Raw genomic sequence first — 17,609 nt, forward strand, 5'->3', positions numbered from 1 at the left:
CCAGGCTATATGAATCCTCACCGAACAATTATCGGCGCTACGCACCTCAATCAATTATCTCTAATGATGATTTTAGTAGGGTGCGTCAGAACCAGGCTATATGAATCCTCAACGAATAATTATCGGCGCTACGCACCTCAATCAATTATCTCTAATGATGATTTTAGTAGGGTGCGTCAGAACCAGGCTATATGAATCCTCACCGAACAATTATCGGCGCTACGCACCTCAATCAATTATCAGGTGTTCAGGATAATTCTCGGTCTGTGGTGCGTCGGTCTGTGGTGCGTCAGAAATCAATTATCAGGTATTAAGAATAATTCTCGGTCTGTGGTGCGTCAGAAATCAATTATCCGGTATTAAGGATAATTCTCGGTGTCTGACGCACCCTACGGTATGATTAGGTCTGTGGTGCGTCAGAAATCAATTATCCGGTATTAAGAATAATTCTCGGTGTCTGACGCACCCTACGGTATGATTAGGTCTGTGGTGCGTCAGAAATTAATTATCCGGTATTAAGAATAATTCTCGGTCTGTGGTGCGTCAGAAATCAATTATCCGGTATTAAGGATAATTCTCGGTCTGTGGTGCGTCAGAAATCAATTATCCGGTATTAAGGATAATTCTCGGTCTGTGGTGCGTCAGAAATCAATTATCCGGTATTAAGGATAATTCTCGGTGTCTGACGCACCCTACGGTATGATTAGGTCTGTGGTGCGTCAGAAATTAATTATCCGGTATTAAGAATAATTCTCGGTCTGTGGTGCGTCAGAAATTAATTATCCGGTATTAAGGATAATTCTCGGTCTGTGGTGCGTCAGAAATTAATTATCGGGTATTAAGGATAATTCTCGGTCTGTGGTGCGTCAGAAATCAATTATCGGGTATTAAGGATAATTCTCGGTGTCTGACGCACCCTACGGTATGATTAGGTCTGTGGTGCGTCAGAAATTAATTATCCGGTATTAAGAATAATTCTCGGTCTGTGGTGCGTCAGAAATCAATTATCAGGTATTAAGGATAATTCTCGATGTCTGACGCACCCTACGGTATGATTGGCTGGGGGTTAAAAGCGGATTTTGTTTTTCATAAAATGCCCGAAAAGTCCGAAACAAAGGGCAATTTCTGCGACAATAATTTGATTGCCAAAATGGTGATGGCGTTGGGGGGAATGATAATGAATTTGGCTGATGGCATTTAAGTCAATAATACGATCGCTTATGGGAATCATCAACTTATCCCAGTGGCTACCTTCGCCAATTTCTACAGCCCAACTACCCATGACTGAGTAATCAGGTTCAAACAAAAATAAACCGTTTTCGTCTGTGAGTCCTTTGGTCTCGGGTAAATTGGAGTCGGCGGGAGGATGCACGACTACATCGGCATTATAAAAGGCTTCTCCGGTACTGAATACGGCCTCGATTTCTAGGGCTTCCCCTTGTAGATGATAGTTGGTGAGTACGCTATGGGCTAAGGCATCTCCGGGAAAACCTAGGAGACTAATAAAAATGGCGATCGCTACCAAAAACTGTTTAAATTTCATCGGATTTTCAGACTACTAAAATTGACTAATTGGCACTACTGATATCGGTCGTTTTATGCGAAGGAGTTGGCTGAGATAAATGTTAAACCAATGCCAATCAAAACGACAAGGAAGGCACTTACAATAGATAACTTCTGCAAAATTATCTGATTTTCTGGGAACTTTTCTAGCCACTGACCAGCATAAACGGCTACTAAGCCTAAACCGACCAGGACTAATGCTAACCCTAGACTAAAGCCGCCCACTAGAAATAATCCATAGACGATCTGGTGTAGGGCTACTGCACTTAATAACAGAACAAGTGCTGTAGGGCAAGGAACTAACCCGCCAGCAATCCCTAATTTAATCAGGGATGATACACTACTTGAGGTGTGACTGTGGCTGTGACTGTGGCTGTGGCTGTGACTGTGGCTGTGACTGTGGCTGTGACTGTGGCTGTGGCTGTGGGAATTTAATCTTTTTCTGAGTAGGTCTAAGCCAATGAGACAAATGGCGAATCCACTAAAACCACTCAGTAGGGGATACAATTGTTCTGGTAAGATATATTGGGAAGCAAATAGGGCGATCGCACCTAAGACAAAAACACTGAGGGTGTGGGTGGCTGTGGTGGTGACTCCTAGTAAAATTGCTTGTTGGGGGGTTCCCTTGCTGCCGATTAAATAGGCACTTACTAGGGTTTTACCATGTCCTGGGGATAAGGCATGAATTGCACCCAGACCAAAGGCAATGGCTACGCCTAACCCAATTGTAGTTAAATTCGGATCGGATGTAAGCAGATTCACCAGATCGGCGCTATGGTTGAGATGGGCGAAAATTAGATTGGCTGTCATGTTAACAGTGATATGCTATAGGTCTGATTTGACGGTTAGTGTTGAGATTACACCAGTAAAAAATTATAAACTGTCGTTGATGGATTTGGGGTCAAGTTTGAGGGTGAGTTTTTGGTGATTGCTTATAACCATGATTAATTTTCCCTAATAGTGAGGATTTACAGGTGATTAAATAACGGGGATTTACGGGACTATTTTAAGGTTCTGATAGTCACCACCTGGGGAGGTGTAGCATCTGGGGGATAGCGGAAATCTAGCCGAACTAAACGGGTTTCTTGTGGCTTCAGCTTGAGAGTTAGTAGGGGTTCAACAATTTGTCCGCGACGATGCCATAAATGCAGATATTTAGTATTTTCCACAGAGCGATCGTCGTGATATTGTAGGCGGACGGTGCCGCGAAAATAGGGGAAATCCCAGGGAGGTTGTCGGAACATCAACCCGCCTTGGGATAGGTTTTCTTCCTTTTGAGGAGTTTCTAAAGTAATGGTGACTACCTGTTGAGTATCTGTAGGATTAAACAGGGGAGTAGTTAGATCATAATGAACGCCATAATTACCATGGGATTGATAAGCAGTATCAGGATAGCGAACGGCTAATTCGGCGGCTTGAATTTGACGGGTTCCCAAGGTGCCGCTTCGGATGGTACTAATTACATAAGAAATGGCTTTTCCGGGTTCAGGAATAGTTAGGTAGTTAGCGGCTTCATCAACTAAATCGGCTTGCCATTTAGAACCCTTTTGTACTCCAGCGACTCGACTATAAACTAACTGACCAGTGGTTTGTTCGGGTGGAGTTGGTAAGCGATCGCGAGGCTGTGCTAAACCGCCATTATGGAGGAGATTTTGCCATTCTATTAATTCTGGCGATCGCTCCTTACCATCAGGGGACATCTTGGCATACATTGCCAAACTTGCCACATATACATGAGAAGGAGTGGGAGCAGTGCCACTGGTGGTACAATTGAGGCGCATAAAAGTCGATCGCCCATTGACCGGACGTTCCAAGCCTTTAACCGGAATTGGATGATTTAACAACATCCGCATTTCGCCGGGGGGAATTTCTAACTGAGAGGGAAAATCGGCTAGTCGGGTTCCCCGCATCACGGCATCAACGGCGCGAATACCGGGCCCAGAATAGACATTTCCCTGGGAATTATCAGCCATGGGCGGTTTCTCCTGAAAAGGGGCATCAGGTTCCAACAAATAACTCGCCACCGCCGGAATATGCACCCTCACAGGCTCGTTATGGGGGTTGTAGACCAAAATACCTATATAGAGGGTTTTGGACTCTGGTGGCGTATGTACGAAGTGATGGGCGAACAATTCAAACTCACCCCCCAGAGGATAATCAAGATGGGCTTCTGGGACAGCCTTACCATGAGGGGGAAATGTGGATAGCAAAATTCCCTCCTGCTTCACCCACTCCGGGCTGTTACTATTAAACATTGGGATATCGTCCAAAGCGCCGGGGAGAGGTCGCACTTCCCCCGGTTGAATGGCGACTGAATGTTCCCCTTGGGGGTTCAGAGCAGCCAATAGGGGGTTTTTAGGGGACTTCCAGGTTAATGATTGGGTAGTTACCTGGCTTTTCACCGGAACTACCACGGACACCCGAAACAAGATCCCCGCCAAAGCGCCGCCTAAAGCTGCGAGTGCGACAATGAAAATAGAGGTGATGAGATTGAAAACTCGATCCTTCATTTATCCTGAGATTTTTAGAGTTCCAAATTGTTAATTGATTATGTCCTATTCACCACAATTCCTGAGCGGCAGCGAAATTCGTCAGAAATTCCTCAATTTCTACGCCGAACGTCAGCATAAAATTATGCCTAGTGCTTCTTTGGTCCCAGAAGATCCTACGGTCCTGCTCACTATCGCGGGAATGCTACAGTTTAAACCGATATTTCTAGGACAGCGACCCAGGGAAGTTAACCGCGCCACTACGTCCCAGAAATGTATCCGCACCAATGATATTGAAAATGTAGGACGCACGGCGCGCCATCATACTTTTTTTGAGATGTTGGGTAATTTCAGCTTTGGAGACTATTTTAAAGAACAAGCGATCGCTTGGGGATGGGAAATTTCTACGGAGGTATTCGGACTGCCGCCAGAACGTTTAATTGTTAGTGTATTTAAGGAGGATGACGAAGCGTTTGCGATTTGGCGAGATCAAATTGGCATCCCTCCCCACCGCATTCAACGTATGGGTGAAGAAGATAACTTTTGGAAATCTGGACCGACGGGACCCTGTGGCCCCTGTTCGGAGATTTATTATGATTTCCACCCAGAAAGAGGGGATGACCACATCGACTTAGAAGATGATAGCCGATTTATTGAATTTTACAACCTGGTTTTTATGCAATATAACCGGGATGCTGATGGCAACCTGACCCCTTTACAAAATCAGAATATTGACACGGGTATGGGGTTAGAAAGAATGGCGCAAATTCTGCAATGTGTGCCAAACAACTACGAAACTGATCTGATTTTCCCGATTATTAAAACGGCGGCGGATCTGGCGGGTATTGATTACGCTAAAAGTGATAATAAAACTAAGGTTTCTCTGAAGGTGATTGGAGACCATCTGCGGGCGGTGGTTCATCTGATTGCTGATGGGGTAACGGCTTCTAATGTGGGGCGGGGTTATATTCTGCGGCGCTTAATTCGGCGGGTAGTACGTCATGGGCGCTTGATTGGTATCAGGGGGGAATTTACTACGCAAGTGGCGGAAACGGCGATTAGTTTATCCCAAGATGTTTACCCGAATACCCGTGAACGGGAAAGGGTGATTAAGGGGGAATTGCAACGGGAAGAATCGCGGTTTTTGGAGACTTTGGAAAGAGGAGAGAAACTGCTGGCAGAATTGTTGGAAAAACAGCCCGAGCAAATTTCGGGTCAGGATGCTTTTGTTCTCTATGATACCTATGGCTTCCCCCTAGAATTAACTCAGGAAATAGCTGAGGAAAATGGTTTGACTGTTGATGTGGAGGGTTTTGAGGCGGAAATGTCTGCCCAAAGAAAGCGATCGCAAGCAGCCCATGAAACTATTGATTTAACTGTTCAGGGTAGTTTGGATAAGTTGGCGGAACAGATACACCCGACAGCATTTTTGGGCTATGATTTCCCGGACTCTGAGGCGACGGTGGAAGCGGTTTTAATTGCTGGTAAATCGGTGACGGAAGCGGTGGCGGGAAGTGAGGTGCAAATTGTGCTTGACCAAACTCCTTTTTATGGGGAGTCTGGGGGACAAATTGGCGATCGCGGTTATTTGACTACTTCTGATGTGATTGTCCGGGTTGATGATGTTAAAAAAGATTCGGATATTTTTATTCACTTTGGTAGGGTGGAAAGGGGAACTTTAACTGCGGGAATTACTGTTAATGCACGCATTGACCGCGCTTGTCGTCGTCGCGCGCAGGCTAATCATACGGCTACTCATTTATTGCAAGCGGCGCTCAAATTGATTGTTGATCCTGGTATTTCTCAGGCGGGTTCTTTGGTGGCTTTTGACCGCCTACGGTTCGATTTTAACTGTCCTCGTGCTTTGACAACTGAGGAGTTACAACAAGTGGAAAATCAGGTGAATAGTTGGATCGCGGAAGCACACCCGGCGACGGTGACACAAATGGCTTTAGAGGAGGCTAAAAATAAGGGGGCGATCGCTATGTTTGGCGAAAAATATGCGGCGGTGGTGCGGGTGGTTGATTACCCGGGTGTATCTATGGAGTTGTGCGGCGGAACTCATGTGACTAATACGGCGGAAATTGGATTATTTAAGATAGTTTCGGAAACGGGAATTGCGGCGGGTATTCGGCGCATTGAAGCTGTAGCCGGACAGTCGGTTTTGGATTATTTGAATGTCCGAGATACGGTGGTTAAAGAATTGAGCGATCGCTTGAAAGCTAAACCGGAGGAATTACCAGAAAGATTCACTAATTTACAGGCGGAGTTAAAAACGACTCAGAAACAGTTGGAAGCTGTGAAAGCAGAGTTGGCGATCGCACAGTCTGACCAATTATTATCTACTGCTGAAAGGGTGGGAGATTTGCCAATTTTGGTGGCGGAACTTCCCGGAGTTGACGGAGAGTCCCTGAAAACGGCGGCGGAACGTTTACAGCAGAAATTAGGTGAAAGTGCGGTGGTTTTGGGGTCGGTAAGTGATGGTAAGGTTAGCCTGGTGGCGGCTTTTAGTCCGGTGGTAATTAAGGATAAGAAGTTGCAGGCTGGTAAGTTTATAGGGGCGATCGCTAAATTATGCGGCGGTGGCGGTGGCGGTCGTCCGAATTTAGCCCAAGCTGGCGGACGCGACCCTAGTAAATTACCGGAGGCTTTATCAACAGCAAAATCTCAGTTAATTGAGGCATTGAAATAGTTATTTAATCAGGTGGGTAAAATGCCCACCTTTTTTAGGGCTACAGGTTCAACAAAAATTAATCAAGATAACTAATTAAGTGCCTAAATTTGTGTTATAATTGGCTGCCATAATTTACCGATAAAGTCAAACCATGAAAATCAATCAACTAGAATATTACGATGAAGAATATCAATGGAGACTTGCACCCATAGATTTATTAGAAAATTGTAACCTACTGGTGGGGGTGTCTGGCGCTGGAAAAACAAGAATATTAAAATCTATCTATAGTTTAAAAGCCATAGCCAATGGCGCGTCTTTAAATGGCGTTAGCTGGAGTGTTAGTTTCTCCACCAAAGACAATCATCAATATCTGTGGACTGGTAAATTTCAAACCAAAGAAAATTTAACCCCTATTGATAGTGATTCTGAGAAAGAAGAATCGGTTAGAATTCTTGAAGAAACTCTACAATTAAATGAAAATATCATTGTGGAGAGAACACCAGAACAGATAATTTTTCAGGGAGTCAAAACCCCTAAGTTATCGCCTTTTGAGAGCGTCATTGAATTATTAAAGGAAGAAGATATTATTATTCCAATTAAAGAAGAACTAGACAAAATTATATTTACTGATTCAGAACGTGATTTTGATAAAATATGGAGATTGCCAGTATCTGTCTTTAAAAAGCATGAAAATGCGTCTTTGTCATTTCTAAAGGAAAGTGATTTACCTATTTTTATTAAATTGGCTATTCTTTATAGAATACTGCCCGAAGAGTTTGCCAAAATCAAAAAAACTTTTATCAGTATCTTTAATAATGTCGAAGATATCCAAGTCGAAACTTTAAAAGATGAGGATATTCCTATGGCATTATCCCGATTATTACAAGAGGCTACGATTGTTAGTATCAAAGAAAAAGGAGTCGAAAAATGGATTGATAATATTTCATCAGGAATGTTTAAAACGTTGATGTATATAAGTGAATTATATTTGTCTCCTAATGATGGCGTGATTCTGATTGATGAATTTGAGAATAGTTTAGGAGTTAATTGCATTGATCGGGTCACGGAGTTAATTTTAACGGATAGACAATCTCAATTTATTCTGACCAGCCATCACCCTTATATCATTAATAATATCAGTCCTGCATATTGGAAAATAGTCACTCGTAAAGGGGGTTTAGTGACTGTGAAAAGTGCCAAAGATTTTCATATAACAGAATCGAGACAAAAGGCTTTTATTGATTTAATCAATGTGCTGCAAGATGAACAAGAAGATGAGGAAGATTAATGAATATTTACTTCTTAGTAGAGGGAAATAGCACGGAAAAAAAAATTTATCCCAAATGGCTGTCATATTTAGTTCCTGAATTAACTAGAGTTAAATATCATGACCACGTTCAAAAGAATAATTATTATCTGATAAGTGGAGAAGGCTATCCGGCTATTTTGCATGATGGTCTTGATAACGCTATTGACAAAATTCGGGAAACCAACAATTATGATTATTTAGTGATTTGTGTGGATGCTGATGAAGAAACTGTGGATGCAAGATTAAATGATGTTCAAAAAAAGAGCCAAGATCGAAATATAGGCAATACTAAAATTAAAATTATTGTGCAAAATCGTTGTATAGAGACTTGGTTATTGGGAAATCGCAAAATTTTTGATTCCCGACAACCTTTAGAATCTCCATTATTAGATTATGTGAATTATTATGATGTTTCTCAAGATGATCCGGAAGCTATGGGTAGCTATAATAATAAAAATCATGCTGAGTTTCACGGTGAATATTTAAAAGAAATTTTCCGAGCCAAAAATATATGCTACACTAAAAGAAACCCTGGGGATGCTAGAGAGAAACATTATTTACAAGAATTGCAAAAAAGGACAGCATTTAATGGTCAGCATTTAAAAAGTTTTCAAACTTTCTTGAGTTTTTGTGAAATGATTAAAACCCAAATATCTACATAGGTGGATATTCGGTAGATAATTCCTGGGGTGGGGTAGCGGTTAGATGGAGATTTGCGCCAGTTTGAGGATGCTGGAAACTGAGAGAATAAGCGTGTAAATAATATCCACAATCTCCGGGAAATGTGCTATGATGGTTTGAGGTTGGGTCGGTTATGCGTGGCTTTCCGCCAATGGTATAAAGAGGATCTCCCACTAGGGGAAATCCGGCGGCGGCGAGGTGAATGCGGATTTGATGGGGTCTACCTGTGAGAATGGTTACTTGTACGATCATTTTATCGCTGTCTCGCCGAATTACTTGACAGTTACTTTCGGCGGATAATCCGGTTTCTGTCGCGCCGTAAATATAGCCGATAATGGGATGGGGAATTTTGCCGATCGCACAATTAATACTAAAATAATCCCTGGGACTACAACCTTCAGCTAAGGCTAAATAAACCTTAGTAATTTGTCGCTGGCGCATTTGTTTGGTTAAATACGATCGCCCTACGGTAGACCTCGCCAACAACACGAGTCCTGATGTTCCCCTACCTAAGCGATGAATTGGTATCGGTGTATCCTGGGGATATTTCCTTTGTAATTGTCGCAGTAGGGTATGTTCCAAAAAACCCCCACCAGGTATCACTGGAAGTCCTGACGGTTTCGCAACTACTAAAATATCTGCATCCTCATAAATTACCTGGAAAGATAAAGGAACATCCGGTTCATTCCAAGGAGGTCGATGATAGGCGAGTTGCTGTCCGGCTTGAAGTTCTATGTCTGCTGTCGCTGGCTTTCCATCTAACCAAATCTGCTGGTTATTAATGCGATCGCACCATTCATTTCTACTGGAATGGGTATATCGCTTGCTATAGTAATCCAAGACAGTTAATCCGGCGCTAAGGCGATCGACTTGTTCGCGATAAATCCAACCTGAATTTAACAATTAACTCTCTGATCAAGACATGAGGTTAAATCTATCACAAAATCATCAATTTGTCAACCCATAACCATATACTAGATGATTACCCGATATGGATTCAGGCTGCTAATTGATGTTACCAGAGGTTAGTATCAACCGCCCACCGTGACCACAAGAATTTTACAGATGAGATAACCTCCGATTAATTTACTGCGGTGGTTTTAGGAGGGTTTGTACCTGTTCAAGTAATACTGTAGGAATTTGGCAAATACCCCCTTGTTCCAGTACACCCCAAGTCATTTCTAGCCAAGGTTCCCGTTTATGGATTACCTCCTCTATTTCCAAAGAACTATGCACCACTGCTAGACATTTTAGATTACCGCGATCGCGACAAAACTCATGCCAAGGAGCAATTTCTTCTGGCTGTGAACTAATCACTAAATAATGAGTACAGGCTTCTAATAGCGGTACTTTTTCCGGCTGCACTTTACCACCTACATCTACCAAAACTAAAGTTTTTTGACGACGTAGATTAAGAATAGCTTGACTATGATGCTCGAAAAATTTATCAGTTATCCCACCCTTATAAGCCAGTTTATAGGCTTCGCGATCGCTTGATTTTGTCATCTCCCCCAACTCCAAAATCCAATTACCTTCACCATCCCAGTGAGCCCTCTGTAAATATATGTCAGAATACTGAGTTAATAGGGTGCGGAATAGTGCGTGGGAGAGGACAGATTTACCGCTGTCAGGTGGTCCTACAATCATCATGGCTGGACACAAACGCGGGGGTAAATTTTCCTGTAAATCGATAGATAAAACCTGTCCGACCTGAGTTTGTCGGGAGTGGGTGGAAACTACCACCGCACCTAAACGCGGATCGTAGCAAGCCACCCAAGCAGCCGGGTGTAGTTCATGAATTAGATAGCCATAAAGCCAGATCGGACCACGCCCTGAGATAACTATACCACCTTTATAGTCAATGTGGGGAGGTAAAGTCTGGTCTCTCAAATCTTCCGGGGAAATTAGGCGGTCTTTAGTTACCAATTCAATAGACAGAATCTGATAACTTAACCCTTGTACAGACCGGGATTTACTTAAAGTTAATTTAATCGCTGATTCAGCAGACTGGGGCATTTTTTTTAACCAACACATTCAGCTACAAATATTGTAGAGTATTATGGCATGGCAATTGAAGAGGGTACTTCTACAACAAATTAGTATGTTTACTTATCCACCTAGTCCGGCGATTTTGCAATGGTTGAGTCAGGGACAGTTTCCTAGCAGGTTACATAGATCAGTCCGACTGTGGTTAATACTCGATCGCCTTTACGGAGGACAATTTAATTGGGTTAAATCTCTATCTCAGCCATTTCGTTATAGCCAATTACGCGATCGCCTATTTTCTCTCAGTCATAGCAAAGGCGAAACTTTATCAGCCCAAGAATTAACCGGAAATTGTTCTGACCCAAAATGTTTATGTCATCAGTCACTTAGTACCATATTAATCCATAGTAACTTACCCCAAAGTTTGAGTGAATGGGTAACGGAAACATCCCAACGCACAGGCTTATCTGTGGCGGAAATTAAAACTCAGTTAGATTACTGTCCTTTTGCTACAGTTCACCGTTCATTACGAGACGATTTAACCCTGTTAGCATCCCAGGGATGGTTAAAGTATAGAACCCGCCAAGGCTATTATTCTTTACCTCCCCAACAGTTACCCAAGCCACCTATGCAAACTCACCCTAACCGCTACTTTGAACAACTATCTTCGAGTCAAAAATCGCATCTTATCTATATATTAGAATCTGTCGCTTTTGTACAGCCAGATATTGACATTGCCATTAATAGTTTATGGGAGGCATTTACCGACTCCCCGACTAACTCATCTGGTTCTTTCCTAGAGCCAAATCGTCGGATTTTTCTGCATTTTGACTATATTCTGTCCGCAGAAATCCAGGAAAAAGTAGATGATTACCAACAACAAATTGAATCTTTATGGTATAATCATAATGGCGGCGTAATTCAATTTAAAACCTGGGTAGCACGGGAAAATAGGGCAGCTTTAGTTACAGTGTATCCTGTGTGTTTACACTATGCTAGACGCGCTAAGTATCTGAGTGCTTATGGAGTTGATCCTTGGGGTGCAATGACTTGGCATAATTATCGACTCGATCGCATTTTGTCTCCCCAATTGAGGATTTTATCCTGGGATGATCCAGAAGTTCCTCAAGTTCTCCAGAAACAGCACCAAACTGGTACACTTCCTAATCCGGGATGGATTGAAGAAGAACTAGAGCAAGCCTGGGGGTTTAATTTTTATCTACCTAAAGCTCTATTGATTGTGCGCTTTCCTGTAGACTTTGCTAGTAATTATGTGGATGATACTGTGAGACATTCAACTTTCCAAAAAATGCCTTATTCGGAATTATTTAAATCCGTTGATACCCAGGTTGATAATAGGGAAGAAAGACAACTGATCAAGAATATTTTGCGCCAACGTTCTCCTGATGATGCCTACTATCAAGCATGGGTGCGGGTCGGTGATATTAACATAGTTATGCGACTGCGAGACTGGCGACCCAAGGGAGAAATAATTGCACCAGTTGTCCTACGTCAACAAATGTTAGAGGAGGTAGAAGCAGAACGTTTGCATTATCTTCAGTAATTCAGTAATTAACAGGCTGATTAAATGTGCCATACATTATCAAATTTACCTATCTAATATCAGGCTATGGTCTCAATTTCTAGCTATTCTAAACAAGAGTTAATCATCCATAAACTGCGCCATCATATTCACAGTGCAGCGGCTGAGTTTGCGATTTCTCCCGAAATTGCGGGAGGGATTATTTTAGATGAATTACAACGGCGAGGTTTTAAAGATGATATCGAGGAAATTATTGCCAGAATTTTACCTCGGTTAGTTTATTGGGCTAACTGGTCTATTGGGGTGGCTCAATTTAAACCCAAAACGGCGGAATTAGTCTATAGTGAATTATTAGAGGATTATCCGAGACCCGCAGCCCTTGTGCGATCGCTTCTTGATGATGCTGTATCCTGTCGTTTAGTCGCCGCCTATTGTCGTTATATTATCAACCTTTGGAAGCCAGTATATCCCCAGGCTGAAAATACTAATATTGACCAAAATGGCGCTCGTTTGTTAGGAACCCTGTACTCCTTAGAAGCTACAGGAACTTGGGGAGTCAATGATAACCCGATATTTAATGACCGAGGAGAAGGTATAGTTTCTAGTATGCCCAAAATTAGGCAATTAATTCAGGATTAAAAACCTCGATTAATTAGTTAGTTTGGCGGGAAAATTTAGCCAATCACTTGCTAAAAATCCCAAAATCTGCTAAACTGAAAATCAAATGATATACTGGGCGCGGTTTGTGACTAAAGATACCGAAGACCAATTAAACCCGTCCCCTGATAGCCGGGGAGACCTGTGGGACTCAAGCCATACCCCCGACTCGGAGATAGCAGAAACCAGTAGGCGAGAAAGACAAAAAGCCCTTGATAGCATAGAGTCTAGCCTACGTCCCGGACAAGATGCGATGGGTAAATGGAAGGGGGGACGGTTGGCGGTTTCTGCAGTTCCTGGTGCGGGAAAATCGACGGGAATGGCTGCTGCGGCAGCTTTAGCGATCGCTCGTCATCAACTCAACCCCCAACGCCAATTAATCGTTGTCACCTTCACCCGTGCCGCCGCCAGTAATATCCGCGCCAAAATTCGCCAACACCTCAACAATCTCTCCATTTCCCCGGTCGGCTTCGTGGTGAATACCCTGCACGGACTAGCGCTATACATTGCGACCAATCACCCGGCATTGTCAGGCTTAGACCTAGAAAATGCCACCCTAGTCGTCCCCACCTCCAGCCACCGCCTAATCCGCGCCTGTGTTGAACAGTGGATTACCCATAATCCCCGCCTGTACGAAACCCTAATCGAGGGATGTCAATTTGACTCAGAAGAAACCGAAAGATGGCGGCGGCGATCGGTTTTGCGTACTGAAGTTTTACCAGAGTTAGCCTTGAAAGTTATTCATGAAGCGAAAAGTTCTGGCTTAACTCCTGACCAGTTGCGAAGGTTAGGGGAAAAAATCCCGGACGATTACCAAATTATGAATATAGCGGCTGGCTTATATGATAACTATCAAGAACTGTTACAAAAGCAGCAATTAATTGATTATGACGAAATGATTTTAGGGGCTTTGCGGGTCTTGGAAAATCCCCAGATCCGTCAAAGTTGGCAACAGCGAGTATTTGCGGTATTTGAAGACGAAGCCCAAGACTCTACCCCTCTGCAAAATCAACTCATAGAAATTTTAGCCCAAGATAGTGGTAATAATTCCGATTTGGCTAACTTAAACTTAGTGCGAGTGGGAGACTCAAATCAAGCGATTAACTCAACATTTACCCCCGCCGACCCGGTTTATTTTCGCCAATTTTGTGAAAACTGCGAAGCCTTGGGAAGGTTAGCGACTATGGATAGGGCGGGACGTAGTAATCAGATTATTATTAAGGCTGCTAACTTTGTATTAAAGTGGGTAAATGATAAATTTTCTGAGTTTCCAGAACTGCCGTTTAGGGCACAGGATATTCGCCCAGTTGACCCGGATGATCCCCAAAAAAATGCTAACCCTGAACCCCACGGACAAGGAGTAGAAATATATCAGCCTGAAAGCATTTATGATACTGTTAACCTCATTTTTAAACGAATTTTCTCCATTTTTCAGCAGCACCCAGAGGGAAGTTTTGCAATTTTAGTCCGAGAAAATCGCCAAGGGGAATTTATCGCTAAGGCGCTACGCCAACCTCAAGAATATGAGGTAGAGGTGAACTTGAGTGATTATCCGATTACGATATTTGACGCTTATGAAAGCGCTCGTCAGTCTCATATTCCTAGGGAAATGTTGCAGTTGCTGCAATTCATACACCGCCCCCATTCTCCTAATTATTTGAAGGCTGCTCTGAAAGTATTAAGCGATCGCCATCGTATTCCCAACCAAGATTTTAACATCCTAGCAGCACAGCCGGAACAATTTTTATATCCGGGCCCCCTCTCACCTCCTCAATCAGAAAATGTCAGCCGCTGTCGTCAACTCTGCTGTAGCCTAATTAAAGCCCGTTTTGAACTTCCCGTTTATGAATTAATTTCATTTCTCGCCCTCGCCTTACAATACGAAAAAAGCGAACTCGCCAGCGCCGATAAACTCGCCACTAGAATTTCTCAGCATACCGCCGGAAATCAAACCTTATCGGCGATGTTAACCACTTTAGATGAAATCGTTAGTTCCGAAAAATTTGACACTATAGAAACAGACGAAGAAAATTCGGATGATAGTATTTTTACCCGTCCCGGTCAGGTGACAATTATCACCATGCACAAAGCCAAAGGACTAGACTGGGATTATGTATTTCTGCCATTTTTACATGAAAAAAACATCCCCGGAAACCTGCGAGTTAATCCCCAAAAACGATTTTTAGGAGATTTTACCCTGCCGGAAGTCGCCCGCGCCCAAATTCGCGCTTACCTTCATAATTACCAGCAATTACCCGATATAACTACCGCCTGGGAACAGGCGAAATATCTAAAAAATGCTGAGGAATATCGCTTACTTTATGTAGCCATGACTAGAGCTAAACGGCTGTTATGGATGTCCGCAGCCCAACTGGCTCCCTATTCTTGGCGCAAACCAGAAAATCAGCAAAAACAAGCACCATGTCCGGTTGTAACTGCCTTAAAAACAGAATTTCCCCATAATTTCATATCCAGGAGCTACAATGAAGATAATTAATTAGGTATCCCCGTGTAATTCATCAACTTTAAAGAGTCAACTCTCAACTATTTCCCATTATGTTGAAGTTTAACCTACCTTTACTGTCACTTTTCTTTTCCGTCGCTACCTGGCTGAATGGTTGTACTCAGGAGCCACCTTTTGAATGCACAGATGCGATCGCTTGTGTTACCATTAACCGAGGAGAACCTATCAAAATAGGGGTTCTGCAAACTCTGAGTGGGGGAACTGCTCCAGGTGGTATTGATCAAGTCCGTACCATTCAACTGGTGGTAGAACAACGGGGAGATATATTAAATCGTCCCATTCTTCTCAAGGTTAAAGCAGAATTTATCATTGAAATTCCAGTCAATTAATAATTAATAATTAATAATGGTAGGGGCGGGTTCTGCTGTCAATTCTCCATCCCCACGACCATATCAATAAACCCGCCCCAGCGGATAATTAATAATGGTAGGGGCGGGTTCTGCTGTCAATTCTCCATCCCCACGACTTAATGAATAAACCCGCCCCAGCGGATAATTAATAATGGTAGGGGCGGGTTCTGCTGTCAATTCTCCATCCCCACGACCGTATTAATAAACCCGCCCCAGCGGATAATGAATAATGGTAGGGGCGGGTTCTGCTGTCAATTCTCCATCCCCACGACCATATCAATAAACCCGCCCCAGCGGATAATTAATAATGGTAGGGGCGGGTTCTGCTGTCAATTCTCCATCCCCACGACCGTATTAATAAACCCGCCCCAGCGGATAATGAATAATGGTAGGGGCGGGTTCTGCTGTCAATTCTCCATCCCCACGACCATATCAATAAACCCGCCCCAGCGGATAATTAATAATGGTAGGGGCGGGTTCTGCTGTCAATTCTCCATCCCCACGACCGTATTAATAAACCCGCCCCAGCGGATAATGAATAATGGTAGGGGCGGGTTCTGCTGTCAATTCTCCATCCCCACGACCGTATTAATAAACCCGCCCCACCGTTTATGTTGAGAAACCGGGTTTCTTGGCCTCTGTTTGGGGGCTGTTAATATAACTCATATTTGAGTAGAGTGCAGGGTAGGGCCCCATTGTATAGGGGTATCCGTTGGGAAGTTCTTAATCCAATGCGCTTTGATAGGGCTTTGTTTCCGGTAAAGATAAACGCCGTCCACCCCTTAAAGCGTTGTTTGAGAATATCCCCAAGTTGCTGATATAAATCTCCCAACTCCTCCACATTTCCCAAACGTTCCCCATAGGGAGGGTTGCAGACAATTAACCCATTATCCCCCGTCGGTTCCACCTGTGATAGGTCTGCCTGCCATAAGCGAATGTGACTATCTACCCCGCACTTTTTGGCATTATAATTAGCCTGGGCGATCGCTTCCGAATTATGATCGCATCCTCCGATAGAAATCTGCAAATCTTCCCGACAACTAGCTTCCGCCTCCCGGACTAACTCCTTCCACAGAGACTCATCAAAATCTGACCACTTCATCAAAGCAAATGTTTCACGAAATAGCCCTGGTGCGACGTTGAGGGCTTTCAAAGTCGCTTCTAGGGGGAGAGTTCCAGAACCGCATAAAGGGTCTAAGAAAGGGCGATCGCCTTGCCATTGTGCCAAATGCAATAACCCCGCCGCCAGACTTTCTTTAAGGGGGGCTTTTCCCACCGCCGGACGATATCCCCGTCGATGTAGACTAGGACCAGAACTATCTAGGCTGAGGATGCCATGATTACCGTTTATATGCAGATTTATGTGTAGATCAGCATCTAAAACATCCACCGTTGACCGCTGACTAAACTTGTCTCGCTGTTGATCAACGATCGCATTTTTCACCTGTAAAGCCGTAAAATGGGTATGATTCAACTGTCGATTTTTACCTGTACAGTGAACCGATATAGTTTGATAGGGTTTAATATATTCTTCCCAATCTATTTTCTGGACTTCCTGATAAAGGCGATCGCTGTTCGGACTGGGGAATTTGGCTATGGGAACCAACACCCTAAAAATCGTTCTTGACCATAGATTAACCCGATAAAGTAAGCGGCGATCGCCACTAAAACCCACCCCCGCAAAGTCCGGCTTTACCTCTCTCGCGCCCAGACTTTCCAACTCATCAGCCGCCACCGACTCCAACCCATGAGCCACCGTCGCAAAATACTCAGACATTCAACTACAATTTAAATTTTTACCGGAATATTTACTAGGTGCAAATACTAATCCCA

General features: G+C 43.4%; 15 protein-coding genes. 9 read left to right on the plus strand and 6 right to left on the minus strand.

The features are described from left to right. Positions 1–9 precede the first annotated feature (9 nt). Both N39L_RS24910 and N39L_RS24915 read left to right on the plus strand, forming a co-directional pair. Positions 10–195 (plus strand): hypothetical protein, encoded by a 186-nt coding sequence (locus N39L_RS24910; RefSeq protein WP_014276691.1) that lies wholly within the window; start codon positions 10–12, stop codon positions 193–195. Beyond that, positions 192–314, plus strand: coding sequence for a hypothetical protein (locus N39L_RS24915; protein WP_286131465.1), 123 nt, complete (start codon positions 192–194; stop codon positions 312–314). Before N39L_RS24910 ends, N39L_RS24915 begins: the two co-directional genes overlap by 4 nt. A 752-nt stretch (positions 315–1,066) precedes the next feature. Here N39L_RS24915 and N39L_RS24920 read toward each other — a convergent pair. The 3 genes from N39L_RS24920 to N39L_RS24930 form a co-directional block, all read right to left on the minus strand. Further along, positions 1,067–1,543 carry a hypothetical protein gene (locus N39L_RS24920; RefSeq protein WP_006618096.1) on the minus strand — a complete coding sequence of 159 codons (477 nt, stop codon included), beginning with the start codon at positions 1,541–1,543 and terminating at the stop codon, positions 1,067–1,069. Positions 1,544–1,596: 53 nt separating this feature from the next. After that, the gene (locus N39L_RS24925) at positions 1,597–2,373 is read right to left on the minus strand and encodes a HoxN/HupN/NixA family nickel/cobalt transporter (protein WP_014276692.1); all 777 of its coding nucleotides are present in this window, start codon (positions 2,371–2,373) and stop codon (positions 1,597–1,599) included. A 191-nt stretch (positions 2,374–2,564) separates the two neighbouring features. Continuing rightward, positions 2,565–4,073, minus strand: a complete 1,509-nt coding sequence (locus N39L_RS24930) for a DUF3370 domain-containing protein (protein ID WP_006618098.1) — start codon at positions 4,071–4,073, stop codon at positions 2,565–2,567. A gap of 40 nt (positions 4,074–4,113) precedes the next feature. On the opposite strand from N39L_RS24930, the gene alaS reads away from it, so the two are divergent. The 3 genes from alaS to N39L_RS24945 all read left to right on the plus strand — a co-directional run bounded on the left by alaS (position 4,114) and on the right by N39L_RS24945 (position 8,697). Beyond that, a complete protein-coding gene (gene alaS, locus N39L_RS24935) occupies positions 4,114–6,744 on the plus strand; it encodes an alanine--tRNA ligase (protein WP_006618099.1) in 2,631 nt (876 codons plus the stop codon). A 133-nt stretch (positions 6,745–6,877) separates the two neighbouring features. Then, positions 6,878–8,014: an AAA family ATPase gene (locus N39L_RS24940; RefSeq protein ID WP_006618100.1), complete on the plus strand. Its 1,137-nt coding sequence runs from the start codon at positions 6,878–6,880 to the stop codon at positions 8,012–8,014. Beyond that, positions 8,014–8,697 (plus strand): hypothetical protein, encoded by a 684-nt coding sequence (locus N39L_RS24945; protein ID WP_014276694.1) that lies wholly within the window; start codon positions 8,014–8,016, stop codon positions 8,695–8,697. Before N39L_RS24940 ends, N39L_RS24945 begins: the two co-directional genes overlap by 1 nt. Here N39L_RS24945 and N39L_RS24950 read toward each other — a convergent pair. Continuing rightward, positions 8,690–9,619: an RluA family pseudouridine synthase gene (locus tag N39L_RS24950; protein WP_006618102.1), complete on the minus strand. Its 930-nt coding sequence runs from the start codon at positions 9,617–9,619 to the stop codon at positions 8,690–8,692. The two genes, N39L_RS24945 and N39L_RS24950, sit on opposite strands and share 8 nt — an antisense overlap. 183 nt (positions 9,620–9,802) lie before the next feature. Further along, positions 9,803–10,732: a CRISPR-associated ring nuclease Crn3/Csx3 gene (gene crn3, locus N39L_RS24955; RefSeq protein WP_014276695.1), complete on the minus strand. Its 930-nt coding sequence runs from the start codon at positions 10,730–10,732 to the stop codon at positions 9,803–9,805. A gap of 85 nt (positions 10,733–10,817) precedes the next feature. Here crn3 and N39L_RS24960 point away from each other — a divergent pair, with 85 nt between their 5' ends. The 4 genes from N39L_RS24960 (at position 10,818) to N39L_RS24975 (ending at position 15,755) form a co-directional block, all read left to right on the plus strand. After that, entirely contained in the window at positions 10,818–12,266 is a 1,449-nt protein-coding gene (locus N39L_RS24960; protein ID WP_006618104.1) for a TIGR03985 family CRISPR-associated protein, read from the plus strand. Positions 12,267–12,332: 66 nt separating this feature from the next. Then, positions 12,333–12,884 (plus strand): hypothetical protein, encoded by a 552-nt coding sequence (locus N39L_RS24965; protein WP_006618105.1) that lies wholly within the window; start codon positions 12,333–12,335, stop codon positions 12,882–12,884. An 85-nt stretch (positions 12,885–12,969) separates the two neighbouring features. Continuing rightward, positions 12,970–15,399, plus strand: a complete 2,430-nt coding sequence (locus N39L_RS24970) for an ATP-dependent helicase (RefSeq protein ID WP_006618106.1) — start codon at positions 12,970–12,972, stop codon at positions 15,397–15,399. A 59-nt stretch (positions 15,400–15,458) separates the two neighbouring features. Beyond that, positions 15,459–15,755: an ABC transporter substrate-binding protein gene (locus tag N39L_RS24975; RefSeq protein WP_006618107.1), complete on the plus strand. Its 297-nt coding sequence runs from the start codon at positions 15,459–15,461 to the stop codon at positions 15,753–15,755. A 673-nt stretch (positions 15,756–16,428) separates the two neighbouring features. Here N39L_RS24975 and N39L_RS24980 read toward each other — a convergent pair. Further along, positions 16,429–17,553, minus strand: coding sequence for a THUMP domain-containing class I SAM-dependent RNA methyltransferase (locus tag N39L_RS24980; protein ID WP_006616194.1), 1,125 nt, complete (start codon positions 17,551–17,553; stop codon positions 16,429–16,431). Positions 17,554–17,609 lie beyond the last annotated feature (56 nt).

The sequence above is a fragment of the Limnospira platensis NIES-39 genome, assembly GCF_026000695.1.
Taxonomy (GTDB): Bacteria; Cyanobacteriota; Cyanobacteriia; order Cyanobacteriales; family Microcoleaceae; genus Limnospira; species Limnospira platensis.

Excerpts from the sequence above, each read along its gene's own strand:
- N39L_RS24910 (WP_014276691.1), top strand. The coding sequence starts at position 10 with ATGAATCCTCACCGAACAATTATCGGCGCTACGCACCTCAATCAATTA.
- N39L_RS24915 (WP_286131465.1), top strand. The coding sequence starts at position 192 with ATGAATCCTCACCGAACAATTATCGGCGCTACGCACCTCAATCAATTA.
- N39L_RS24920 (WP_006618096.1), bottom strand. The coding sequence starts at position 1,543 with ATGAAATTTAAACAGTTTTTGGTAGCGATCGCCATTTTTATTAGTCTC.
- N39L_RS24925 (WP_014276692.1), bottom strand. The coding sequence starts at position 2,373 with ATGACAGCCAATCTAATTTTCGCCCATCTCAACCATAGCGCCGATCTG.
- N39L_RS24930 (WP_006618098.1), bottom strand. The coding sequence starts at position 4,073 with ATGAAGGATCGAGTTTTCAATCTCATCACCTCTATTTTCATTGTCGCA.
- alaS (WP_006618099.1), top strand. The coding sequence starts at position 4,114 with ATGTCCTATTCACCACAATTCCTGAGCGGCAGCGAAATTCGTCAGAAA.
- N39L_RS24940 (WP_006618100.1), top strand. The coding sequence starts at position 6,878 with ATGAAAATCAATCAACTAGAATATTACGATGAAGAATATCAATGGAGA.
- N39L_RS24945 (WP_014276694.1), top strand. The coding sequence starts at position 8,014 with ATGAATATTTACTTCTTAGTAGAGGGAAATAGCACGGAAAAAAAAATT.
- crn3 (WP_014276695.1), bottom strand. The coding sequence starts at position 10,732 with ATGCCCCAGTCTGCTGAATCAGCGATTAAATTAACTTTAAGTAAATCC.
- N39L_RS24960 (WP_006618104.1), top strand. The coding sequence starts at position 10,818 with ATGTTTACTTATCCACCTAGTCCGGCGATTTTGCAATGGTTGAGTCAG.
- N39L_RS24965 (WP_006618105.1), top strand. The coding sequence starts at position 12,333 with ATGGTCTCAATTTCTAGCTATTCTAAACAAGAGTTAATCATCCATAAA.
- N39L_RS24970 (WP_006618106.1), top strand. The coding sequence starts at position 12,970 with ATGATATACTGGGCGCGGTTTGTGACTAAAGATACCGAAGACCAATTA.
- N39L_RS24975 (WP_006618107.1), top strand. The coding sequence starts at position 15,459 with ATGTTGAAGTTTAACCTACCTTTACTGTCACTTTTCTTTTCCGTCGCT.
- N39L_RS24980 (WP_006616194.1), bottom strand. The coding sequence starts at position 17,553 with ATGTCTGAGTATTTTGCGACGGTGGCTCATGGGTTGGAGTCGGTGGCG.